The sequence below is a fragment of the Iodidimonas muriae genome (assembly GCF_014647255.1).
GTDB classification, from domain to species: Bacteria; Pseudomonadota; Alphaproteobacteria; order Sphingomonadales; family Rhodothalassiaceae; genus Iodidimonas; species Iodidimonas muriae.
The window spans coordinates 116,615-140,757 of record NZ_BMOV01000006.1 but is presented as its reverse complement, the minus strand read 5'-3'; the positions used below and the strand labels follow the sequence as shown (position 1 = coordinate 140,757).

The following is a 24,143-nucleotide window of genomic DNA, read 5'->3' as shown; positions in this document are numbered from 1 at the left end:
GGTCCGCTTTTAACGCGCCTCAACCTCCACCATAAATTCCAATATGGCTTCACCCGATGCCGGAACGTCCAGTTTCCATAGAATCTTTTGCGCTGTTTTCTCGCTATGAGCTTGCGATTCTTTCAGGATTTTCCAGCCAGTCGCATAGATTTTCTGGTCAATCTCCACCGTTACGGCTTTGTCTTTCCTGTTTTTTACAAGATAGCGCTGGGTGTAGCTGTGAACGCTGCGGTCACGGGTGTTTTCCAACACTTTGTGGTCCACAGTGGTTGGCTGAATGGTCACATCAAAGGCTTTTCCCAATTGGGCGACCACCTCCCCGTCAACGGGTGTGTGGTTAAGATTATCTTCGCCAATGAACTGTAACCGCCCATCCGCATCCCTGGTGTAAATCCGCAAAACGCCGGCGGGTAATGGCTCCCCTGCCCCTGATGCTTTTGCATTATCAAAGTGCAAGGCCATATCCACGGAAACGGCTTTGTCCATGCTTTGGAAATTGGATGTCACATAGCGGTAGGTTTTTCTGGCCGATATTTTTGGCTTTTGGATCAAGGCAATTTGCTTTGTCTGTTGATCCACCAAAGTGGTTTTTTGCGGCACCTCATAAAGATGCATATCGGCCAAAGCGCTTTGTTCCATCTGGACCATATCCATCTGCGCCCGGCTTTCCATTGTCTTTGCTGCCAAAAAGCGGCCCACATTATTTCCGCGATTGATCCGGTTGATCTCGCCTGCGGCAAGCTGAATGGAGGCTTCTGTGAAATCCACGCCACTACTATTGACGATGCTAGCCCAGCCTTGAAGGTCAAGGCTGCGTTCATCCTCCGACAAGATCCCCACATAATCCGCCGACCAGGACATGCCGCCACTCAGATAATTAAGGGCCACTGTGCGATCGCCGGACTTTTTGCTGTTAATCAGCAGGGAAAGAACCGGCTCCACATGCAAATAGTTTGGGATATTTTGAAACACCACCCGACCGGGCAATTCATTGAGAAATTCAATGCGTCCATCCACCTCAAGCACCACGCCACCCCTTGCCGACAAGATGCGGGCATCCAGCACTTTATCTTCCCCGGTTTCAGGATGGGAACGGTAAATTTTCACCCTTTCACCCACAGCATTTTCCAACAAGGATTGCGGGGTCAGAAGATTGGCATCAAAATTTTGTTCCATCACCTGCAAATCGCGGCCATAGAAAAGAACGGTTTGGGGCTGAATTTGTGTGGAAATCCCTGAAAATTCCAGCTGCGTTTGGCCGGACGTCACTGTGATGTCCCGCTCATCACGAACAAGCGCCAAATTATTGTTATAAATGGTCAGGGACAGGTCGGTACGGCTATCGGCATCTATTGTCCGGTGGTCCGGGTTTGCCAGCACCGCCGGCGTTAGCATTGTCAGGGCCACTGATATCAAAAGACTGCGTTTCATTCCCATTCTCCTGTTCCTTTGCCTTACTATGACAATGGCAGGATGAACTGGACATGAGCAAGTCATAGCGAGACACTGATCATCGCGCGGCTGAAAACAATGGAGACCGGATCATGGGCAGTATGGCTTTTTCTCGCATGGCCGGGGCGATATTTGGATCTGTGTTTTTCCTCATGGGCGCCTCGGAAATCAATACGGGACAGAAAAACGTATCTCCTTCATCTACCGTGCCTGCCCCTGTGCAAAATATCTGCGACGCGCCGGAGTTTTCCCAATTCGATTTCTGGCTGGGTCATTGGCAGGTTTTGGACCGTGCCAATGATCACATCCTTGCCGGTACAAATCACATTGAAAAACTCAAGGGGGGCTGTGCGCTTTTGGAGCATTGGACAGCACAAAGTGGCGGCAGCGGAGAAAGCCTCACTTATTATGACCCTACCAGTCGCAAATGGCGACAAATCTGGATCGCGGCTCCGGGCTACCTGATCGACATATCCGGCAGCTTGATAAAACCCGGAGTGATGCAATTGGAAGGGTTTTTACAGCCCTATTCAGGCATAAAATCGCCTTTTCGCGGCACCTGGACCGCCAATAAGGATGGCAGCGTTTGTCAGTTTTTCGAAATAAAAAACGGACCGCCGAACACAGGCTGGTCCCCGTGGTTCGACGGTCTTTATAAACCGCTCTCAGATTAAATTTCTTGCCCGATTAGAACGGGATATCGTCATCCAGATCGCCAGATGGGCCGCTTTGGCCAGCTTGACCGGTTTGGTCGCCCGCTGAGCCATAATCATTGCCGCCCCCGCCATAAGCGCCAGCACCATAATCACCGCCCGAAGAGCGACCGCCGCCTTCACCACCACCACGGCTATCCAGCATGGTCAACTCACCACGGAAACGCTGCAAAACGATTTCAGTGGTATATTTTTCCACCCCGTCGCGATCTTGCCATTTCCTCGTTTGCAGCTGGCCTTCAATATAGACCTTGCTGCCTTTGCGCAGATAATTTTGCGCCACCTTGGCAAGATTTTCATTGAAGATCACAACCCGGTGCCACTCCGTGCGCTCCCGGCGTTCACCGCTCGATTTATCACGCCATGTTTCCGATGTGGCAATGGCCAGATTAACCACCGGTGATCCATCGTTTAGCGTACGAACCTCAGGATCGCGCCCAAGATTTCCGATCAGCATGACCTTATTCAAACTGGATGCCATGATGCCCCCTTTTCAAGGATTTTAAAAACTGTGTTCGATCGTCAAATGTTCAATTCAAAGACGGATAGTCCGGGAAAAAGGGAGCCTTTTCCCAACCGTCAGAACAGCCGCTCAGACCAGAAAAATTGCCATGGCGGAAAGAACGATGACCGAAGCTATGGCCACCCACTTACTTAGTTTGACAAAGCCATCAAATGTCCGTTCGTGCTCTTCAGTGTCCATTGCAAACTCCTGTACCGCATTCGTGCGACAATCAAAAATCGAGGTTCATCCCGTTGTTTAGCGGATCATCGCAGCTGATGAAACCCTGAACCCGACCCGCATGTCGGTTTTCGGATCAGAATTTGATCCGGACCGTCAAGGATCCTGTGTGCGAAATGAAATCGCTGGCTCTTTCCTGATCATAGTTGAACGACACATTGATGCTGTCTGTCAAAAACACCAGCCCAACACCCCCGATCACCGTATCATCCAGCGCCACCGGCGTTGTGCTCAGGAAACTGTCGCCACCTGCTGCAAAGCGGGCACGGGTTTCAATCTCGTCATCGCTGAGTTCTGTCAGATAACCGGCGCGAATGGTGGGCATTATCTTCAGGTCATCGCCCATGGCGAACAGCGCATCCAAAGCCAGCGTGGCTCCGGCACGGAAGGATGTGGTCTTGCGATCGTCCACCTCGAACCCTGATCCGCTGGTGGCCACTTCCGTATAGCCATCTTCATCCAGCTTCACATAATTGATATTCCCCGCAGCGGTCAGCCCATAGCGGCCAAATTTCATACGATAACCGGCCTGGGCGCTGGCACCGAACTGCGTGGCATTCCAATCGGATTCCAATTCGCGGCTTAAATCATCGAATTCAATCAACCGCGTCCGGTCAAAGCTCATGAATGCGAAAGTGCCGATGGCGTCCACGAAAAACCCTCCCGTGGAATAGCTGCCATAGACATTGAACTGGGTGGATAAAACGTCGAACTCGTCTTTCCCGGCAAGATCATCGCTATAATCACCCACCGTTTGCATGATGCTGAAGCCAAGCGCATCCAGATTAAAAAGCGGCTTGTCGATGCCGGCCGCAAAGCCCACCGTTTCACCATCAAAACCCGTGACATCATCCACCGTATCGCGGTTTGCCACATAGCCGATTTCTTGCAGCCAGACATTCAGCCCATTGGTAGACACCTCGCGGGAACGACGGGCCGACGCCCGCGCCAAACGGGCAGAATTGGCAAATTCCACCCCATCATCTTTCCGCAAGGAAGAAAAGCGCTGCGACAAAATCCCCAAGGCCATGGATTGGTTGGTGACAGCGGAATAACGCGGCATTTCACCTGCTTCCGGCGCGACCTGATCCAGAACACTTTCCAGAGATTCTTTCGTCTCCAGATTGGCAATGGCCCCGCCCAGTTCGTTATCGCCCTGCAGACCGGCAATCGAGGCTTCAAAAAGTGCCCCACGCCGCCTGCTCAACCCAATTTCCTCAGCTGTGCGACGCCGCAAATTGACAACCAATTCATCCCGATCACCGGATTGCAATCCCAAGGATTGTTCGAAAATGATCGAAGAAAGGCCAAGCTGCAGATTCAGATTTTCCAGACTATCGCCCAAAATCAACTGATCGGCGGAAATAAGCACCAAAGGCGTGCCCGTGGCAGGAAAGGCAAAGAAATTCGGGTCGATCATCGTATCCGCGCCAATGGTCACATCGCCCGATGCAATCAGCGCACCTTCATTGAGGGCATTTCCTTGCAAGGATAGGATCAATTCCGAGCCATCTTCGAATCGTGCTGTGCGGACATTGGTTGTGCCGATATTGGTGGTGGCAAAGCTCGAGTTCGAGACGACAAGATCGATATCTTCTCCCGATAAAGCGCCGGAGAAAAGCGCTTCATTGGCCAGAGTAAAGCGGTTCTGCCCGGCTCCAAAGTCAAGAGCACCCGTCAGCGTTCCGCCATCCATAGAGAAAATATCGTTCCCCGCCCCCAACAACACATCACCAAAGATCGTTCCACTATTGGTCAGCGTCATATCCGATGTGGATCGGGAGAAATCGGCAGCAATCCGCAATCCCGACGGATTGCTTGGCGTATTGGCGGAAAGGATGCCGCTATTTTCGAACACCGTCACATTGCCCGACAAATCGAGAATAGCGCGCGCCACACTGGTCTCACCGGCGGCAGAAACCAAAATCGACCCTGTATTGACGATGCGATCGACAGAGACATTTTCTTCAAACACAATGCCAAAGGCGTCACCACCGGGGCCGAATGTATCTTGTACCCCATCGGAATTGCTATCATCACTGGTGCGCGTGGATTGAGCGGTAATCGTGCCATTATTTTGGAACAGCGGCAAAATAGTGTGGCTGCCCACGCTGATGGAGGTCGCTGATTGATCGATAGAATCCGAGCGAATAACCCCGGCCGTATCGTTTAAAAAGCCGCCTTCCAGTGTGGTCTGGAAAATATCGGACCCGGATTGCGCCCCTTCAATGCGAACGGTATTGACAACAAAGTTGGTTTCCTGACTATCGGCTTGAAGCGTGCCGCGATTGATAAACCCGAAAGCTTCATCGCCTGTCCCGAAAGCCCCAAGGGTGACATCCCCCATACTGCCATCGCTGCGGGTCGCAGAAATCACAACGGCCTTGCCATCTCCACGGGCAGCAATCGTAGCACCGGTGCCCGGAATCAGATCGACAATGCCATCACCATCCTCGTCGGGATCTTCGGGAATCACCGGCGGGCCATTCACAAAGCCCCGCGCCACATCGGCGGCAATAAACACGCCGGGGCCGCCGGATTCCTGCGGCAAAACATTAAAATCATTATCGAAAATCTGATTGCGCCCAGTGGTGATCGCGCCAAGATTTAAAACACTGCCTGAAACGGCACCTTCAATCAACATCCCGGTTTCACCCCCAAAGGAAACCCCCTGAATAGAACCGGAATTTTCAATGTCACCACTGACGCTGGAGCGCACGGCAAGGCCAATGGAATTTTCACCTTGAACCGCCAATGTGCCACCAAGGCTTATGGAGCCGTCCACCGCAGACCCAAGGTCCAGCCCCACACTGTCCGTGCCAAATACAACAATCTCACTGCCACTATTGCTGGTGATATTGCCAGTGAATGTTCCGGCCCCGCCCAGTCTGATCCCGACATTGGGGCCGCCCACCACTTCCTCATTGTCCTGGAAATCACCGTCCAGCGCGATAATACCGGAAAGTTCGATCCCCGATGTGATCCCGTTGTCACCGGTCAAGACATCAATGCCAACACCGCCCACCCGGTCGGTGGATTCCACAACCCCGTTAATAACCAACAAATTGGAGCTATCAATGACCACAGCAGTCCCGTCCTCGACGGTGATCGATCCGCTGGGGCTTATGGTCACATCACCGGGAGAGCCGCCATCGGCTGTCGAGGTCCGCACCGTGCTGGTGCGATCGTCATCAATGGTCACCTCTTGGGCAAAGGCAGGAAGCGACATGACAAGCCCCAAGGCTGTGCTCGCCATAGGAACCGACAGATACCGCGACAGGCGCACACCTAAAGCGACAGTATTTTGATGATCGGGGGTCGTCGTACCGGCTTTTACACTCACAGATCTCAGCTCCGCATCAATCGAGAAATTACAGGAAAAATTCGGGTCCACAGCATAGACTCAAGACCATGGATCAATATTCCAGATTTCGGGCCGATACTGTCAGGAAAAGCAATCATGAACCCTCATAAGCGGCACAGGTGCATTGAGCAAGTGCTGTCATAAAGAGAGACACCTTTTCAGCGCCGACTTTTGCGCAAAAATTTAATGGTTACCCGCCGTCGCCAGCGGCGAACTCGGGGAAAATCAACAGATAAAACAAAAACACCCGCGGGGAGCATCCAAAATCCCAAAATAGGCAAGACTCCACCCACACCACCAAGCATGAGAAGACCGCCCACGGCGATTCTCATGGAGCGCGACTTGGGCATCCGACGCCTCAGACGGTTGAAATCCAGATTCATGGGCGTCGCTTATCTATCAAATACGGGCATTCTATGGCGGTGGGAAAGATCGCAAGAGCATGGCCAGCCACATCAGGGAAATGAAAAACCGGAAGGGCTATTATAGCCGATATGGCGGGATCATGTCGGGTCCAATCGTCTTGAAAATGCTAAAATTCCCGTACGACAGGACGATTATCCCCATTTTCAATACAAAACTATGATTGAGCCATGCTATAAATATATGTCACATTATTTTTCAAATTTAATGAATATATCGACACGGGCCGATATGAAGGAATTTTGCCGGATTGTTAAGATTTTAAGCATATGAAGGACAAAGAATAATCTGTAGAGGAGCATAAAGACTTTGTGGGGAAGTCTTGTATTCGCGTCTCGTCGGGGGCCGCTTGAACGGAGACACACTAAGTGACCACGGCACCTAAAAATACCGCGCCCCCTGCCTCGCAAGAAAATAGCGAGGCAGAGTCAAGCGCCCAAGCCCAGACAAGCCCTGCGATCAGCAAACCGAGCAATTCTTTTCACTTGAGGATTATTCATCGCATTTTTCTTGGGTACGGCTTGGGCATTTTGGCTTTCGGCTGGTTATCGTTTGCAACCTATTTCGGAGTTCAGGCGCTTTCAAAAATAACGGACCAAGCTTATCAGCACCCCTTTCTGGTCAGCAATGCCACCATGGCAATCCGGGCCGACATTACAGAAGCGCAGCTCAATCTTTCGGCCATGGCATCGGCGGCAAGCACCAATGAAAAGCTGGTAAAATATGAAGCCTTGGAAAACGCTCATAAAAGAGCACGACAAAATTTCACCATCATTCGAGAACGGTTCCTTGGGAACCAAGAAGATGCACAAGACGCCTTCACGCTTTTCAAGCAATTTTCCGAGCTTAATCTGACCATTGCCGGACATTTGATCGAAGGGGACCAAACGCAGGCGCAACAGCTAACTGCCACCGAAAATATCAAACTGGTTCGCGATCTAACCGAAAAAATCAACGCCATCCATGAATTTGCCCGCGCCCGCTCCATCGCCTTTCGTGATGAAGCGCAAAGCATGCGCAAAGATATCAAATTCAAGCTGATCTTCGCCATTCTGTTAGGGGCCACGATCATAAGTGTCGCCGGTCTCATGGTGAACAGTTCCATCACACGGCCTTTGGGGCGGCTGCGAAAGGCCATGCGTTCCCTTGCCGATGGCAATATCAATGTGTCTGTCCCCGAGCGTGAACGCCGGGATGAAATCGGCGATATGGCCAATGCGCTAGAGGTTTTCCGCGAGATTTATGAAAACCAGCGGCGCATGGAACGCGCCCAGAATGAAGCGGAAAAGCGCCTTCGGGAAGCCGAAACCGCACGGCTGAACGATCAGGTGGAAGCCACCGCCCGCGCCATGGAAATGCTGGACCGCAAGGTGCAGGAACGCACCCGCGAGCTGGGGGACAGCAATGATGCCCTGCGCCATGAAATCGAAAAGCGCACCGCAGCCGAAATCGACTTGAAGAAGGCCCTGCAAGCTATCGAATTGGCCAGTTCGGCCAAATCGAACTTTCTTGCCCATATGAGCCATGAACTAAGGACGCCTTTAAATGCGGTTCTGGGTTTTTCGGAGCTGATAAAAAACAAGATCGACAATGGTGCCGAGCCAAAACTTCTTTTGCCCTATATGGACATCATTTCAAGCGCCGGAAACACCTTGCTGGATCTGGTTGAAACCATTTTGGATCTCACCAAAATCGGCAATAAAATCGAAGATATTGATCGCCATCCGGAAGCCATCCCCGGTCTGATGGATGATGTGATGAAACCGACTTTGGCCAAAGCACAAGACAAGCAAATCGATATTGTGCGCGATCTTTCCGAAGATGATCTGCCGCTTTATGTGGAGCGCAATATGATTGTGCGCGCGCTGACCAATATATTGTGCAATGCGGTAAAATTCACGCCCGGGCCAAGCACCGTAACAATTACCGGCTATGCAGACGGCGCTTTTTACAAGATCTGCTTCAAGGACGAAGGGATCGGTATTCATCCCGATGATGTTGAGCGGATCATGGAACCCTTCTCGCAAGCAGACAGCACCTTTAACCGGCGTTTTGAAGGGTCTGGTTTGGGATTGCCCTTGGCCAAACGCATAATCGAGCTCCATGGCGGCAGTCTGACACTGAGCAGCAATCCGGGGGCGGGGACTCTGGTCGTCATCACCCTGCCTTTGTATCAGCCAAAGGACCAATCGCAAGAAAATGGCTTCGTAGGGGAAACGGCCTAGAACCGGTCAATAAGCCTGAGCCTGAGCTGTGTCCCGCTTATCCGATAAAAGGGCATCCTCCCCATCTGAAACCAACAGTGCGGGAAAAACCAAACCGCGCCCCCAAACAAAAGAAATAATTGCGGCCACCAGCATAATTTGCGGCAAAAAATAAAAAACGGGAGGTGTTAAACACACCCCCCGCATCGCATTGTTTTATTTATGGGTCTCAAGCGTCTGGGTCTGTGTCACCAGCATCGTCTTCCAAAGATTGCGGGGCCTGCGCCTCTTCGCCTTCCCCTTCAGATGATCCAGAAGCGCCGCTTGCGGAATCGCCGTCCATAGCGGCGGTCTCTTCCGCATCCAATTCTTCCTCACCTTCATCTGGCTCAGGCACCTTGGCAACGCTGACAACCTGTTCCTCTTGATCGACGCGGAACAGCGTAACGCCTTGGGTATTTCGTCCGGCAATGCGGATATCTTGCACGCCAATGCGGATGATTTTGCCCGCATTGGTCAACAGCATAAGCTGATCGCTTTCCGAAACCGGGCCGGAACCAACCACGGCCCCATTACGCTCGCTGGTAACGATATTGACAATGCCCTGCCCGCCCCGGCCTGTGGTGCGGTATTCATAGGAACTGGTGCGCTTGCCATATCCGTTTTCCGTTATGGTCAGGATAAACTGCTCCCGCTCGGCCATCTGGTCTATACGCTCTTGCGACAGAGAAGACTCAGTCCCATCGGCATTTTTCCATGGAGCCACCTTCAGATAGGAATCGCGTTCCTCAACGGTGGCATCCTGTCCATTCAAGATGGAGATGGCCATCACCTGATCACCGGCGGCAAGGCGCATACCGCGTACCCCGGTTGCCGTGCGGCCCTTGAATACCCGCACATCACGCACGGGGAAGCGAATACATTTGCCGGATTGGGCCGCCAGCAAAACATCATCATCTTCATGGGCAACGCGGACCCCCACCAGACGATCATCCGCCCCCTCGTCAAAGCGGATGGCGATTTTGCCATTGGACGGCACATTGGTGAAATCGGACAACAGATTGCGGCGCACATTGCCGGTGCGGGTGGCGAACATCACATTCAGTTCGCCCCAGCTATCCTCATCTTCAGGCAGTGCCATCAAATTGGTGATGACTTCCCCTTCGGCCAGCGGGAACAGATTCACCAGTGCCTTGCCGCGACTTTGCGGCGTTCCCAATGGCAGGCGCCAAACCTTCAGCTTATAGACCTGACCATAATTGGAGAAAAACAGCACCGGTTGATGGGTGTTGGCCACAAACACCGTGGTCAAAACGTCTTCTTCGCGGGTGGCCATGCCTGACCGGCCTTTTCCACCCCGACGCTGCTCCCGGTAGCTATCCAGCGCCACACGCTTGATATAGCCGCCATGGGTAACGGTCACCACCATGTCTTCACGGGCAATCAGATCTTCTTCATTGACGCCGGATGCCTCCAGCATGCTGATTTCCGTGCGACGCGGCGTGGCGAAATTCTCACGCACATCAACGATTTCCCCACGCAGCACCTCATATAGACGGGTGCGAGACCGCAAAATCTCAAGAAATCCGCGGATTTTTTCAGCCAGTTCTTCCAGTTCCTTGCCGATCTCGTCACGGCCAAGCGCTGTCAAACGGTGCAAGCGCAGATCAAGAATGGCTTTCACCTGTATTTCGGTCAGGCGGTAAACAGCCCCCTTTGATCCCGGCATAGGCGGTTCGCCGATCAGGTCCAGGTAGGGCAGAATATCGCCAGCATCCCATTCCCGCTCCAGCAATGTCTGGCGCGCAACAGCCGGGCTGGGTGCGCCGCGGATGATCGAAACCACCTCATCGATATTGGACACCGCCACCACAAGGCCCACGGCCAGATGCGCCCGGTCACGGGCTTTCCCCAGCTCGAATTTGGTGCGTCTTGTGATCACCTCTTCGCGGAAGGTGATGAAAGAAGACAGAACATCCTTCAAGGACAATTGCTCGGGCCGCCCGTGATTGAGCGCCAGCATATTGATGCCGAAATGGGTTTGAACCGGAGTAAAGCGATAAAGCTGGTTCAGAATCACATCACCAACCGCATCGCGCTTCAGTTCTATCACCACCCGTACGCCATCGCGGTCGGATTCATCGCGCAGATCGGCGATCCCTTCGATCCGCTTGGTTTTCACAGCCTCAGCGATCTTTTCGATCATCGCTGATTTGTTCACCTGAAACGGCGTTTCCGTGATGATGATCGCTTCCCGGCCGCGGATTTCTTCATAATGTGTGCGCGACCGGATAACGATAGAGCCACGTCCGGTTTCAAGGGCAGAAACAACCCCCGACCGGCCAAGAATAATCCCGCCTGTGGGGAAATCCGGCCCTTTTACATAGTTTTGCAGGTCTGCGTTCGTGGCCGCCGGATTATCGATCAGCGCCAAAGTCGCATCAATCACTTCGCCCAGATTATGGGGCGGAATATTGGTCGCCATACCCACCGCAATACCGGCGGCCCCATTCACCAAAAGATTGGGGAAGCGGGCGGGCAGAACCACGGGTTCGCTTTCCGATCCATCATAATTGTCAGCGAAATTGACCGTGTCTTTTTCAATGTCGGTCAAAAGTGTGGTGGACACCTTCGCCATACGCGCTTCGGTATACCGCATGGCGGCAGCCGGATCGCCATCCATAGAGCCGAAATTGCCCTGCCCGTCGATCAGTGGCAGGCGCATGGAAAAATCCTGCGCCATACGGACAAGGGCGTCATAAATCGCACTATCGCCATGGGGGTGATATTTACCCATCACATCCCCGACGATGCGTGCCGATTTACGATAAGGCTTGTTCCATTCATAGCCGTTTTCGTGCATCGAATAAAGAATGCGGCGATGCACTGGCTTCAAGCCATCACGCACATCAGGAAGTGCACGGCTCACGATCACGCTCATTGCGTAATCAAGATAAGAGGATTTCATTTCCTCTTCGATGGCAATGCTGGAAGTCGGATTGGCGGGCGTAGATGTATCGGCGGTATCAACCACAGGCGAATCACCCTTTTCTACAGGATTTCGTATAACGGCTGCTGGGTATCAGACATTTATGTCAGCCCAGGATCACCAGTGACAGAAATGGTGTCTTTAGATACCAACTGGCCCCATCCGGTGCAAGCTCGGCCTCGCCTTAAACTTGTTTAAAAACAAGAAAAAACGCCATGGCTCCGCCCGGCAAAGGGCAATATCAGGATATCGGCACCAAAGTCATTGAAAACGCTTGGGCTCAAGCGGCCTTCCGGCCCAACTTTCCGATCAGATAGTCCAGATTGTCACTATCTAGATCCTGATCGATCTGGGTCAAAACCCGTTCGATCATCACATTCCGGAACAAATCACGATCATCACCACTGGTCAGGCGCATTTCTTCGCTAATGGCTGTCCCGATACGCGCCACATGCAAAAGCGCTGCGGGCATTTCAGCCCGATCAAACAATTTGGTAAGCCCCAATTGCCCTTTGTCATGCACAAGCTGCCACGCATTGGCCACCGATATTCCGGCCCGTTTTGCCAAAGCCGCTTCAAAAAAGGTCATGTCGCCCATGCACAAGGCGCGGATGATCAATGTTGGCGATAACCGCCCGTTTTTATGAAGCTGGTCCACTAAGCTAAGCACATCCGGCGCATTAATACCCGGTGTGAGCAGGCTGACCGTTGCCCGTTCCCGGCTTTCCAACAGCAAATCCGTCGCCATCGAGGGCGACAGCTCATGATGCGTCACCAGATGGTCACGCAGGCTTTCCGTGACCATGGTCACAAGCCGTTCGGCCACCGCCAAGGGCAGTTTTTCCCGCTTGGTAAGGGGCGTTTTGACCGCATCACTTCCGGAATATTTATCCAGCACCCGTGCAAAGGTCGCATCTTTAATTTGTGCGCCATCATTGCCCACAAGGGTGGAGACGACCGCTTCATCACCCGACTCCGCCAAAGCATCGGCAATATCGGGCGAAACCGTGGCACGTTTGGCCACAGCCACCTGCCGCTCAGGATCATTGGTCCCGATGATATCCAGCAGATCCTTGTCGGTCAGGACCGATGAAAATTCGATCACCGGCAGTGCCACTTCGCTCACATCGCTGGCCAGCGTGCGCGCCACATCCGCCGGAATGGAGGGATTTTCTTTCAGCGTTTCGGAAAGAGCCTTGCGAACCCGAACTTCCGCATCCTTCACCAAGGCACGGAAAATGTCTTCTGCCAGCGCCCGTTCGGCCCCGGTGGGAGACGTTTCTGTAAAATATGTCCCGACTTTCCGCGCAGCTTCCGCACGGTTTTCTGCCGAAGGTTCGGACAGGAGTTTCAGGACATCTGCTTGGGAAAGATTCGACTGCGTGCTCAAATTGCAACATCCTCAAAGCTGGCAAGGCCGAAAATCAGGATCGACCCATAGAAAAACCCTAGGCGCAAAAAGGTTAAAGTGCCGTAAAACCCAACAGAAAAAGCCCGTCATATCCTGCGCCTTGGATTCGGCACTCTTATCGTGCATCCTATAGCAGGATGTCCCATAAGGTGTCTTATATTGCCACCTTAAAACACGGACAATCCAGAACAATCCGCGACCATGGCTCATTTCATTGACTTTGAAGTGTAATTCCCTATTGTTGCGCCAAATTTTGATCATCGAAATGGCTGATGCACGCAGGCACAGCATTTCACAAAGGCGAGGACAGTCGATCCGCCCATGAGCTTTGAATATCTCGGACTAAGCGATGAACTGTTAACAGCGGTTCGGGACGCAGGATATGACACACCGACGCCAATTCAGCGTCAGGCGATTCCCGCTATTTTGCAAGGCAGGGATGTCATTGGTATTGCCCAGACCGGCACAGGGAAAACCGCCAGTTTCACTCTGCCTATGATCGACATTCTTTCGCAAGGCCGTGCCAAGGCCCGTATGCCGCGCACCTTGATCTTGGAGCCCACCCGCGAGCTTGCTGCACAAGTGGCGGAAAGTTTTGAAAAATACGGAAAACATTCCAAGCTCTCCATGGCTTTGCTGATCGGTGGCGTCTCTTTTGGCGACCAGGAATCCAAGCTGGAACGCGGCGTTGATGTTCTTATCGCCACGCCGGGACGATTGATGGACCATGCCACCCGTGGCAATGTGATGCTCAATGGCGTTCAGGTGCTGGTTGTCGATGAATGTGACCGCATGCTGGATATGGGCTTCATTCCCGATGTGGAAAACATTTGCCAGAAAATCCCGCAAGCGCATCAAACGTTGTTCTTCTCGGCCACCCTGTCCAAGGAAATCAAACGCCTAACGGATAAGTTTCTCAATGATCCCAAACTGATAGAAGTGGCCCCGCCCGCCTCTACGGCTGCCACAGTCAGTCAAAGCATTGCGATTGTGGGGGCGCGTGAAAAAAGCAAAGCCCTGCGGGAATTGATTGCGTCCGATGACATCGACAGCGCCATTGTCTTTTGTAATCGCAAGGTTGAAGTAAAATCGGTTTATACCAGCCTCAAGCGGGCTGGTCTGGCTGTTGGGCAACTTCATGGCGATATGGCCCAGCCTGATCGAATGGATACTTTGACCCGTTTCAAATCTGGCGATGTGCGTATTCTGGTGGCCAGCGATGTGGCCGCACGTGGGCTTGATATTCCCAGTGTCAGCCATGTGTTCAACTATGATGTGCCCCGTAATTCCGAAGATTATGTACACCGCATCGGCAGAACGGGCCGCGCTGGTCGCAAGGGCTGTTCCGTAACCCTTGCCATGCCGTCCGACACCAAGGCTGTTTTGGAAATCGAAGCGCTTATCGGGCGTCCCATCGATCGCCAACCGCTTAAAGAGGTGAAAACCCGCGAGCTGGAAAGCGACGAGGAAGCACCGAAGAAAAGCGGTAGCCGCCCGGCACGCAAACCCCGTGGCAAAGCTGCACAGGCCAAAACCCAAAGCACCAATTCTGAAGAAAAGACAGACGCCACGGCCAAAGAAGATGCGCCAAGCGAATCTGCAGCAACAAAACAGCAAACAAAAGCGGCTCCTCAAAAGCAATCCAGAAGCCGGTCCAAACCCAAAGAGGCGGAAAAGTCCGAAGACAAAAAGGCCAAAGACCGGTCAACGGATGATAGAAAATCCCGCTCCAACACATCGACGGGCAATCGTCGCAACAATAATGGCAATGGGCGGCATCACCATGAAGATGACACCCCTGTGGTGGGCATGGGCTCCCATGTCCCCGCCTTTTTGATGCGCCCCGTTCCCAAGCGCGGATAACCTACATCTATCCTGATCCCGCGCAGGCTTGGATTGGCGATGCTTCGGCGTCGCCAATTTTTTATGGTGCGAAACGGGTAAAGACCTGCCCCGAAACATATATCGGAGCGAAGCAAACCGTCCCTTGCCGGTTTGTGCTTTTCTCATACGCCCCCCGGCACTAGCCTGAACCGGTCATAACACCGCATAGGGGGCTTTCATGTCATACCGTTCCATATCTCTTGAGAAAGAGGGTCCGATTGCACGGCTGACATTGAACCGGCCCGAACGGTTAAATGCATTGTCCGCCGATTTATTGGCCGAACTTGCAACGGCTTTGGACGATCTTTCTTCTGACAGCCAGGCAACGCGCTGTTTGATTATCACAGGGGCGGGGCGTGCCTTTTCCTCTGGCGCCGATCTAAGCGAAAAACCAACAAACGGATCGGGCATGCCCGACCTGTCGATCAGCTTACGAGAACGTTATAATCCTGTTGTGAAAAAGCTGATGGCCCTTCCCATCCCGGTGATTGCGGCAGTCAATGGCCCGGCTGCAGGGGCAGGCATGAGCCTTGCCCTTTGTGCGGATTTTGTTCTGGCCGCCCGATCTGCCTATTTTTTGCAAGCCTTTGTGAATATCGGCCTTGCCCCCGATGCCGGAGCCAGTTGGTTTTTGCCGCGCCTTATCGGCCCTGCCCGCGCCCGCCGTTTGATGATGCTGGGGGAGAAATTACCCGCCACCAAAGCCCAAAACTGGGGTCTGATCCACAAAGCCGTTGAAGACGATCACCTTATGGCCGAGGTGGACACACTGGCGCAAGGCTTGGCCACGGGCCCGACCATTGCTTATGGCGGTATTCGGGCGCTTGTGCGGGCCTCGCTTGAAAACGGGCTGGACGATCAATTGGAACTGGAAGCCGAAACGCAAAAACGTCTGGGCTTTACGCAGGATTTCATGGAAGGCGTCCGCGCTTTTCTCACCAAAAGCGCGGCCACATTTACCGGAAAATAACACCCACAGGATTGTCTTGCGGCCCTTAACGGCGGTTATTGCGTTCCGTCAGGCGTTGCTTTTTGGTTTTCCGCCCGTCCACATAAGGATTTTTGGACGCACGCAGATACAAGCGCAAAGGCACTCCGGCCAATGAGAAATCGCGCCGCATTTCATTTTCCAGATACCGCATATAGCTATCGGGAACGCCCCGCGGATGGTTCGTGAAAATGGTAAAGGTGGGCGGACGGGATTTGATCTGCGCCCCATAACGCATGCGCGTTGCCCGACCCTGCACAGCAGGCGGCGGATGCGCTTCCGTTACAGCGGAAAGCCAGCGATTGAATTCTGCTGTGCGGATGCGCGAATTCCACAATTCATAAGCGGCCAGAACAGACGGCATGATGCGGTCTGTTCCTTGGCCGGTAAGGGCGGAAATAGGCACCGTGGTCACGCCCTTCAATTGCGGCAAAGATCGGGTAAGCACGTCATTTACAGCCCGTTGGGCGCTTAGACGGTCGTCTACAGTGTCCCACTTGTTAAGGGCAATCACCAAAGCCCGGCCTTCATTGACCACCAAAGACGCGATCTTGATATCCTGCTTATCAACGCCGCGATCGGCATCCACCATCAGCACCACGACTTCGGCAAAGCGCACTGCCCGCAATGTATCGGCAACGGACAGTTTTTCCAGCTTTTCCTGCACACGGGCGCGGCGGCGCAATCCGGCCGTATCAAACAAGCGCACAGGAATATCGTCATAATCCCAATCAACGGAAATGGAATCCCGCGTCAGGCCCGCTTCCGGCCCGGTGATCAGCCGCTCTTCACCCACCAGATGGTTGATAAGCGTGGATTTTCCCGCATTGGGCCGCCCCACCACGGCCAAGCGCAATGGCCGGTCGTCGGTGAATTCCGGTTCTTCTTCAGGGTCTTCAAAGTCGTAATCCAGATCGCCTTCTTGCGGCCCATCCAGAGTCTCGTCTTCGTCGGGCTTTTCTTCTTCAATCTCGGCGCGAGGATCCACGCCCAAAATGCGCGCCGTTTCCGTAATGGATTCGTACAGATCGCCCAAGCCTTCCGCATGTTCCGCAGACAAGGCCACCGGATCACCAAAACCCAGCGAATAGGCTTCATAGGCGCCTTCCATCCCGCGCGTGCCTTCGGCCTTGTTGGCAACCAACACCACCGGAATTTTTTGCACCCGCAGCCAACTGGCAAAATGCCGGTCCATCGGGGTAATGCCAGAACGGGCATCCACCATGAACAGCACCATCGTTGCCCCGTTTAGAGCGGATTCCGTTTGCAACCGCATGCGCCCGGCAAGGCTTTCAGAATCGCCTTCCTCAAGACCAGCCGTATCAACAATATGGAAGGTAAGATCCGCCAAGCGGCCAATACCTGCACGGCGATCCCGCGTAACACCGGGGGTATCGTCCACAAGGGCAAGGCGTCTGCCCACCAAGCGATTGAACAGAGTCGACTTCCCCACATTGGGGCGCCCAATGATGGCTATCGTTAGAGCATGTTTCGACACGCCTTTTTCCTATCAGCGATATGCGACGAGGTCCGCACCCTCAGTCAGAAAATATACGGTACCATCGGCAACCACCGGCGATGCCAGTGCGCCATCAGGCAGTTTCTCTGCCCCAAGGAAGTCGCCCGTATAAGGCGATATGGACAAGACATAGCCATGGGACGAGGCAATGATCAAGCGGTCACCAGCCAGGACAGGGCCAGTCCATGACAAAGGGGTATCCCGGTCTTCGGGGTCTTTAAAGCGCTGCAACCGTGTCACCCAACGCACCCGACCATCAGCGACAGAAATTGCTGCGATTTCCGCATCGACACTCAGTACATAAAGATAATCGCCGCCAATCCAAGGGGTATGGACGGACGGCACATTACTTTCCCACACTCGCTCGCCACTACGCATATCAATGGCCACCATACGGCCCGCATGCCCCACAGCGTATACCCGATTGCGCGAAATCACCGGATTTCCGTCGATATCGGCCAAGGTGGCAAGGGGCGTCAAGCGGCGGGTGCGCGACAATGTATCTTGCCAGGCCAAGCGCCCATTTTCGACGCGCATAGCCATCAATTCACCCGAAGACATCGCAGCGACCACCGTGTCCCCCGCCACAGCAGGCGAAGCCGCTCCCAAAAGCCCGGCATCTTCCGGTAAGCCCGATTGGGTCCAGATCAGGCTGCCGTCTTTTGCATTGAGCGCCAAAAGCTGATTGTCTTGGGTCAGAGTGAAAATCCGCCCCTCGGAAATGCTTGGTGCGCCGCGCAAAGGCACAATGCCGTCATGCCGCCAGATCTCGCGTCCCGTATCCGTATCCAGTGCCGAGAGAAAGCCATACCCCGTGGCCACATATAAAACACCGCCCTGCACGGCCAAACCACCGCCGAAAGCCAGCGCCTTTTTCTCTTTTTTCCGTTCCAGCCGCACCTGCCAGCGTTTGCGCCCTGTTTCCGTATCGATGGCAGACACCAAGCCCCGCGTATCAATGGCAAACACGGTGCCATCTTCAACCACCGGCTCCATATCCAGCCGTGTGAGAATATCTGACCCGCGCCCGATGCTGGTACGCCACGCCCGTTTCAAGGTGGGAGCGATTTCAAGATGCTGCGCCGTATTGGCCGCTGTGCCGCCCGATTGCGGCCAGTTTTTGTTCCTATAAGGGCGCGGCAAGATCACTCGAACATCGGCAATGGCCGGATCAGCCGCCAGTTCCTGTTCGAATGTCAAAACGGCAATCCGTTCGCGGTTATCGGCATCATAGCCGCCGCCCACATCAGGCTCGCTGATATCTTCACCACTGGAACATCCAGCCAGAACAGCCGCCGCCATAGCCGGAACGGCAAGCAGAAATCTCCGCCGCATGCTCACTGTGCTGCGCTCCCGCTTTCAGTCTCACCTACGCTGTTATCGGCATCCACACCGGGGGACTCCGCATCAAACAGCGCCAACATATCGCGCGCCCGCGCCACCAAAGCCGCGGGAGCCGCAGGGTCTTCGACCAAGGCACCGAAACGGCTACGTGCTTCCTCGATATCACCTTGTGCGGTATAGATTGCCGCCAAAAGCTCGGTGGCGCTGTAGTAAAGCGGCTCACTGGGAAGCGCGAGCCCCTGCAATTGGGCAATGGCACCATCCGCATCGCCCGCTTTCACCTTGGCCGAGGCTGCCAGATAACCGGCAAAGGCTTTGACGCGGCTGTCACCGGCCTTTGCAACAACCCGATCATAAGCTGCTGCTGCAGCGGCAGCATCGCCGTCTTCCAAAAGTGTCGCCCCTTGGCGCAAACCAGCCAAAAGACCATAGCCGCCATCCAGATCTTTCGCCAATTGCGCATAAAGACCGGCCGCAGTCTCAGGCGTTTCCCCTGCGGCGGCTTCTTGTGCCGCGGCATAACGGTCCGACAGATCATTCAGCGAAGATTCGCGCATATCGGTCCATATTTGCCAACCAACGGCGGCCAGCAACACAACCACCGTAGCGGAAACGAAGGAAACCCCATGCCGGCGCCATAGCGCCAACATCTGGTCGCGGCGCACGTCTTCATCGACTTCACGAAAAATGCTATCGGATTCTTCAGCCACGATTGTCGTCACTCCTTCAGATTGCTGACGGTCTATCCTGCATGTCTTATCTGCATGGCGCTAACACATAGCACCCCATATCGCCAGCGCAAAAGGCAATCCATCACATTCACAGCGATGGCGCGCCGGTTATCTTTATTTTTTCGGACGCCGCATTTTATACGTCTCGTCAGTTGATGGAAACCGTCGTGCCCGTACATCATCGGCATAACGCGCCACCGCATCCGATATGGTGGGGCCAAGGCTTGCATAATGCTTTACAAAACGCGGCGCCCAATCGAACAGCCCCAGCATATCTTCGGTAACAAGGATCTGGCCATCACAGGCCGCCGAGGCCCCGATGCCGATCACCACATTGTTCACGCTTTCGGTGATTTTGGCCGCCAAGGGTTCCGCCACTCCCTCCACCACAGTGGCAAAGGCACCGGCCGCTTCGATGGCTTTGGCATCCTCGATAATCGGTTCCCACGCATCTTCATCGCGGCCTTGGGCGGCATAGCCCCCGATCACATGCACCGATTGCGGACGAAGCCCCACATGGCCGATCACCGGAATACCGCGTTCCACTAAAAAGTGCACAGTTTCCGCCATTTCCTTGCCGCCTTCCAGCTTCACCGCCTGCGCACCGGTTTCGCTTAACATTCTGGCCGCATTGGTGAAGGCCACCTGCTTTGATGCTTCAAAGCTGCCAAAGGGCATATCCAGAGCCACCAAAGCCCGCTTTGATCCACGCACCACGGCCCGACCATGATTGATAATCATGTCGATGGTTACGCCCAAGGTGGAGTCCATGCCGTACAGCGCCATGCCCATGCTGTCGCCCACCAGCAAAAGCTCGCAATGGGGGTCCAGAAGCCGGGCCATAGGGGCCGTATAGGCCGTCAGCGTCACCAAGGGCTCTCCGGCCTGTTTACGCTTGATCAAGTTCGGCACCGTCAAACGCTTTATGGGCGCGGATGCTGTTGTCTCCGAGGGTGGTTGAACGCTCATGAGAACTCCTTTCACCGACCCTTGAGGGTCATTCCCACTCGATTGTCAATGAGTGAATTTTTCACCGTATTTTCAGTGATTTATGATTTCATATTTGGCTGATAGCATGGAAAATACCATCTTCAAAAAATCTCACAAAACCCGGTCACCTTCTTGCCCGGAAGTTCGCAGGCCGCCTTGCTGCCCGACCCAATAACGCTCAGCAATATTTACTACCTGAATAAAAATAGCATAATACTAAATTTTACATATGTTTACAGCGCATTACAGAAGGAAAACAATTAAAGCTATTCGAAAACTGCCCGTAAATGTTGCTGACCCGTTACGTACTACATTTAAGGAAATAGCTGATAACCATTGTCATTGGAATGTTAAAAAACTGGCTGGCCGAGGATGCGGTGATGCCAATTATCATCTGCCGAGCATAAATCCAAAAGGTTGAAACGCAGGGTGATGCAGCCGCTTTTGATAAGCCAAATCCACACTAACGGCAGCTGAGGATGAACTGGTGTCGTCTAATATCGTTGATATGTTGCTGGCCAATGTGCTGGACTGTCAATAAAAATGACTTGGCGTAATAACCGGAGACTCTGATCAAATTATCCCAGCGAAAAACGAAATGATTTATCGGGCATTTAGTGCAGTCCAATACATCACATTACTCCGTATGCGTTCGACTTTATACCATCTCAAGCCGCTGACAATTTTACCTACGACAGTCGTCGTGCTACATTTGGACACTTTCCCAAGTCGCTCTGGAGCCAAATTCGTGTCTATTCGCATCATCCTAAGTCTGCTCATGCTCCTCGCTGGCGGTGGTGCTCGAGGTACCGTCTTTATCCCGGAAGCCGCTATTAAGACCGGTTACGGGCCGACTTCGGAGGCGTGGTCCACACACTGGTCAGGTGCTTGCGCGGAGCGGGTTGGCATCGAGATCGGCTACACGGGGCATTCCGAAATACAGAATATGCTGCCTCGGGTAACCGACTACGTGCGCGGAGCGGTACCTCATGTACTCAGCCAATGCCCGCAGGCAAACATCATCCAAGTGAATGTGCCAGGACGACCGGCCAATCCACGGCCGGTCTACCAATTCGAAATGCACCGGAATGCAGGATGGGTGGCACAGAATGCGCTTTGGTACAGTGATCTCGTCCGTGACACCCTCGCCCAAGGTTATCTACCGGCAGAAATGGGCTATCATAATGGGCTGGTTCGATTCCAGGACGGGCGCTTCGAAGCCATCTACGGGAAAATGCTCAGATCCCACCTGGTTGGAACAGACATCGAGCGCCATATGCAGGAAGGCACATCGCCACCGCGGGTGTCTCATCACACCATTTCCGGGCACTGGTACGAACTGGGCAGCGAGCGGCCGAACGGCCAATGCACAGCCAGCCGCGATGGTTATGCACTCTGGGGCTCGTTCACCATGGTGATCAACCGCGGCCATTCCAATGTCCAGATGATTCGGAAATTCTGCGCTGAAGCCGGCGAGAAGGGTCACAGCGATGAGCTTTACCTGTCCCCCCCTTCTCCTTCCGGGTTCAAGCGGCTCTGGGGTATTGAGTGGGTCAAGTTCACGGATTCGCTCCACAAACAGCTTGCTGATCTGGACCTCGACACCGCAGACGATCTGCAGACTTTCATCCGCACCCGCAAAGCTCTCTATAAGAGCCAGAAGCTCACGCTCTATCCGGCCCAGGACAACTGGTGCATGAACCGGCGGATGGACGCTTACTACACGGTACCCAGCGAAGATCGAAACCAGGCGTTCGGCGGCAACTACGCCAAGGCGCTAGGCGAACGGGCCAGGCAGGTGGTCAACGAGTATTGCGGCGACGCGCTGACGGCCAGCGTCTCAAACTACCGCGAAGGAGACGAGACCCCATGGGATCGCATGTCTTTCCAGTTCCGGCCTATTCAGGCTTCCGCGTTCGGCAATGACAAGGGTTACCTGAAGCTGCTCGACCAACATCTGAGCGAACGGGCACAAGCCCATCTGGAATATCTGAACGCGAATCATCTCGGGCCTGCCTGCAGCGACGCACCATTCTGTGAGTTGCCAGGCGGACGTTACCTCAACGCAATCTACAACGGCCGTGGCGATTTGGTACAGGAGATGGATCAGCTCCAGCGAGCGGAAGTGAATGAGATGCTCAGCCGTCAGATGGCCCAGGTCAACATGACAGAGAATCCGATCACACAGCTGCTTTCCGGTATGATCGAAGCAGATGACGGGCTCATTGTTGGTGCCGCTAACAAGTACATGTACGCCTACGCCGCCTGGGGAGCCCAGTGCCTCAAATCAGGTGCCAAGACCCGCACTTTCGTGCATACCACATCCGGCACCGAAACCATCAATTTCGACGGCAGCACAGACTATGAGCCCGGGCAAACCTATGAGGCCGAATACACAATCAATCCGGAGTTTTTCCCACTACTGGAGCGGGTCGGCTCTCACTACGGCGCACAGGACAGCACCTCCCCCCTGCTCAACAAAGCACAGCGCCTGGTGCTGCAGGGGCTGGTACAGATGAAGAATAACTACGATTGCACCAGCCCGGAAGTCGCCCGCTTTGAGCGGAATCTGATTGCCCTGGCAGAAGACGATCTGAACGGACAGCCTTTGCGGGTGCTATCAGTTCCCGCGGTTGGCGTTACGAAACAAGTACAACCGACACAAACTGCATCACCCGCACAGTCGACAGAAGTTCCGGTGCAGCAGGTACCTGACGAGGCCCGTCAAGCAGCCCCCATGGCGGCACCGGCCAAATCGTCCACAAGCACACTGAGTACTGCAGAGCGCTACGCGAAAATGAATGCCGAGATAAAGACACTTTCAGACGCCTTCCTTGCCGAAATCAACGTCATGAACGTCAATTTTCAGGCGGACATGCAAAAGGCGGGTACTGACGCGAAACGGCTGGAGATGTTGCGCGAATTCAACAATGAAACGGCGCGGATACGGACCAAATTGGAGCGCGAGACTCAGGCAATCAAGGACAAATACAAGGATTAGTGCGTTGCGCCTGCCGCTAAAAATGACCTCAAGGACATTTACCAATATGGCCTGCAACAGTGGGGAAGAGCACAATCCAAAAGCTATCTGTCCGCTATAAAGAATCAATTCTGGTTGCTGACCCAGCAGTTACTTATGGATACAGAGCGCCCCGAGTTCCTCCCCGACACCAGAAGCCTCCCTGTAGAAAGCCATACCCTATTTTACCGTGTGATCGCCAACAGGGTTAAAATTACCCGTGTCCTGCGTGGCCGCCACGCATTACAATATTATCTAAAACAACCAGACATAACCCTTTAATGAACGATAGTGCTGTGCACTCTCGAACAATCTCTCATACTGCTAAAAGTCGGCACTGCCAGTCAGTGTAAATTGCTGACAAATTTAA

At 53.8% G+C, this 24,143-nt stretch carries 15 protein-coding genes and 1 pseudogene; 6 read left to right on the top strand and 10 right to left on the bottom strand.

Translation table 11 applies throughout. The features are described 5' to 3' along the window. Positions 1 to 9: 9 nt before the first annotated feature. Positions 10 to 1,431, bottom strand: coding sequence for a DUF4139 domain-containing protein (locus tag IEX96_RS09590; protein WP_188873840.1), 1,422 nt, complete (start codon positions 1,429 to 1,431; stop codon positions 10 to 12). 113 nt (positions 1,432 to 1,544) lie between these two features. Here IEX96_RS09590 and IEX96_RS09585 point away from each other — a divergent pair, with 113 nt between their 5' ends. After that, the gene (locus tag IEX96_RS09585; RefSeq protein ID WP_150005108.1) at positions 1,545 to 2,126 is read left to right on the top strand and encodes a hypothetical protein; all 582 of its coding nucleotides are present in this window, start codon (positions 1,545 to 1,547) and stop codon (positions 2,124 to 2,126) included. A gap of 13 nt (positions 2,127 to 2,139) precedes the next feature. Here IEX96_RS09585 and ssb read toward each other — a convergent pair whose 3' ends face one another. The 3 genes from ssb to IEX96_RS09570 form a co-directional block, all read right to left on the bottom strand. Beyond that, a complete protein-coding gene (gene ssb / locus IEX96_RS09580) occupies positions 2,140 to 2,646 on the bottom strand; it encodes a single-stranded DNA-binding protein (RefSeq protein ID WP_150005109.1) in 507 nt (168 codons plus the stop codon). A 111-nt stretch (positions 2,647 to 2,757) separates the two neighbouring features. Next, positions 2,758 to 2,868 carry an aa3-type cytochrome c oxidase subunit IV gene (locus tag IEX96_RS09575; RefSeq protein WP_150005110.1) on the bottom strand — a complete coding sequence of 37 codons (111 nt, stop codon included), beginning with the start codon at positions 2,866 to 2,868 and terminating at the stop codon, positions 2,758 to 2,760. Between the two features lie 115 nt (positions 2,869 to 2,983). Continuing rightward, positions 2,984 to 6,250 carry an autotransporter outer membrane beta-barrel domain-containing protein gene (locus tag IEX96_RS09570; protein ID WP_150005111.1) on the bottom strand — a complete coding sequence of 1,089 codons (3,267 nt, stop codon included), beginning with the start codon at positions 6,248 to 6,250 and terminating at the stop codon, positions 2,984 to 2,986. An 812-nt stretch (positions 6,251 to 7,062) separates the two neighbouring features. On the opposite strand from IEX96_RS09570, the gene IEX96_RS09565 reads away from it, so the two are divergent. Further along, positions 7,063 to 8,919: a sensor histidine kinase gene (locus tag IEX96_RS09565; RefSeq protein WP_150005112.1), complete on the top strand. Its 1,857-nt coding sequence runs from the start codon at positions 7,063 to 7,065 to the stop codon at positions 8,917 to 8,919. Between the two features lie 208 nt (positions 8,920 to 9,127). Here the strand turns inward: IEX96_RS09565 and gyrA are convergent, their stop codons facing one another. Continuing rightward, positions 9,128 to 11,932 (bottom strand): DNA gyrase subunit A, encoded by a 2,805-nt coding sequence (gyrA, locus tag IEX96_RS09560; RefSeq protein ID WP_229773645.1) that lies wholly within the window; start codon positions 11,930 to 11,932, stop codon positions 9,128 to 9,130. Between the two features lie 235 nt (positions 11,933 to 12,167). Then, positions 12,168 to 13,277, bottom strand: coding sequence for a SpbR family protein (gene spbR, locus IEX96_RS09555; protein ID WP_188873838.1), 1,110 nt, complete (start codon positions 13,275 to 13,277; stop codon positions 12,168 to 12,170). A gap of 342 nt (positions 13,278 to 13,619) precedes the next feature. On the opposite strand from spbR, the gene IEX96_RS09550 reads away from it, so the two are divergent. Both IEX96_RS09550 and IEX96_RS09545 read left to right on the top strand, forming a co-directional pair. Then, complete coding sequence (locus IEX96_RS09550; RefSeq protein WP_188873837.1) at positions 13,620 to 15,161, top strand: DEAD/DEAH box helicase; 1,542 nt, start codon at positions 13,620 to 13,622, stop codon at positions 15,159 to 15,161. Between the two features lie 199 nt (positions 15,162 to 15,360). Beyond that, positions 15,361 to 16,152 carry an enoyl-CoA hydratase-related protein gene (locus IEX96_RS09545; protein ID WP_150005114.1) on the top strand — a complete coding sequence of 264 codons (792 nt, stop codon included), beginning with the start codon at positions 15,361 to 15,363 and terminating at the stop codon, positions 16,150 to 16,152. A 25-nt stretch (positions 16,153 to 16,177) separates the two neighbouring features. Here the strand turns inward: IEX96_RS09545 and der are convergent, their stop codons facing one another. The 4 genes from der to panB all read right to left on the bottom strand — a co-directional run bounded on the left by der (position 16,178) and on the right by panB (position 20,733). Continuing rightward, a complete protein-coding gene (der, locus tag IEX96_RS09540; protein ID WP_149999474.1) occupies positions 16,178 to 17,668 on the bottom strand; it encodes a ribosome biogenesis GTPase Der in 1,491 nt (496 codons plus the stop codon). Between the two features lie 12 nt (positions 17,669 to 17,680). Further along, entirely contained in the window at positions 17,681 to 19,024 is a 1,344-nt protein-coding gene (locus IEX96_RS09535) for an outer membrane protein assembly factor BamB family protein (RefSeq protein ID WP_150005115.1), read from the bottom strand. A 2-nt stretch (positions 19,025 to 19,026) separates the two neighbouring features. Further along, entirely contained in the window at positions 19,027 to 19,743 is a 717-nt protein-coding gene (locus tag IEX96_RS09530; protein WP_150005116.1) for a tetratricopeptide repeat protein, read from the bottom strand. A 135-nt stretch (positions 19,744 to 19,878) separates the two neighbouring features. Then, on the bottom strand, positions 19,879 to 20,733 hold the full coding sequence (gene panB, locus IEX96_RS09525) for a 3-methyl-2-oxobutanoate hydroxymethyltransferase (RefSeq protein WP_150005117.1): 855 nt from the start codon (positions 20,731 to 20,733) through the stop codon (positions 19,879 to 19,881). A 769-nt stretch (positions 20,734 to 21,502) separates the two neighbouring features. Between panB and IEX96_RS09520 the strand changes: the two genes are divergently transcribed. Both IEX96_RS09520 and IEX96_RS14325 read left to right on the top strand, forming a co-directional pair. Further along, positions 21,503 to 23,755: a hypothetical protein gene (locus IEX96_RS09520; protein WP_150005118.1), complete on the top strand. Its 2,253-nt coding sequence runs from the start codon at positions 21,503 to 21,505 to the stop codon at positions 23,753 to 23,755. An 18-nt stretch (positions 23,756 to 23,773) separates the two neighbouring features. After that, positions 23,774 to 24,055 (top strand): annotated as a pseudogene (locus IEX96_RS14325) (type II toxin-antitoxin system RelE/ParE family toxin); the annotation flags it as partial. Between the last annotated feature and the right edge of the window lie 88 nt (positions 24,056 to 24,143).

Excerpts from the sequence above, each read along its gene's own strand:
- IEX96_RS09590 (WP_188873840.1), bottom strand. The coding sequence starts at position 1,431 with ATGAAACGCAGTCTTTTGATATCAGTGGCCCTGACAATGCTAACGCCG.
- IEX96_RS09585 (WP_150005108.1), top strand. The coding sequence starts at position 1,545 with ATGGGCAGTATGGCTTTTTCTCGCATGGCCGGGGCGATATTTGGATCT.
- ssb (WP_150005109.1), bottom strand. The coding sequence starts at position 2,646 with ATGGCATCCAGTTTGAATAAGGTCATGCTGATCGGAAATCTTGGGCGC.
- IEX96_RS09575 (WP_150005110.1), bottom strand. The coding sequence starts at position 2,868 with ATGGACACTGAAGAGCACGAACGGACATTTGATGGCTTTGTCAAACTA.
- IEX96_RS09550 (WP_188873837.1), top strand. The coding sequence starts at position 13,620 with ATGAGCTTTGAATATCTCGGACTAAGCGATGAACTGTTAACAGCGGTT.
- IEX96_RS09545 (WP_150005114.1), top strand. The coding sequence starts at position 15,361 with ATGTCATACCGTTCCATATCTCTTGAGAAAGAGGGTCCGATTGCACGG.
- IEX96_RS09535 (WP_150005115.1), bottom strand. The coding sequence starts at position 19,024 with ATGCGGCGGAGATTTCTGCTTGCCGTTCCGGCTATGGCGGCGGCTGTT.
- panB (WP_150005117.1), bottom strand. The coding sequence starts at position 20,733 with ATGAGCGTTCAACCACCCTCGGAGACAACAGCATCCGCGCCCATAAAG.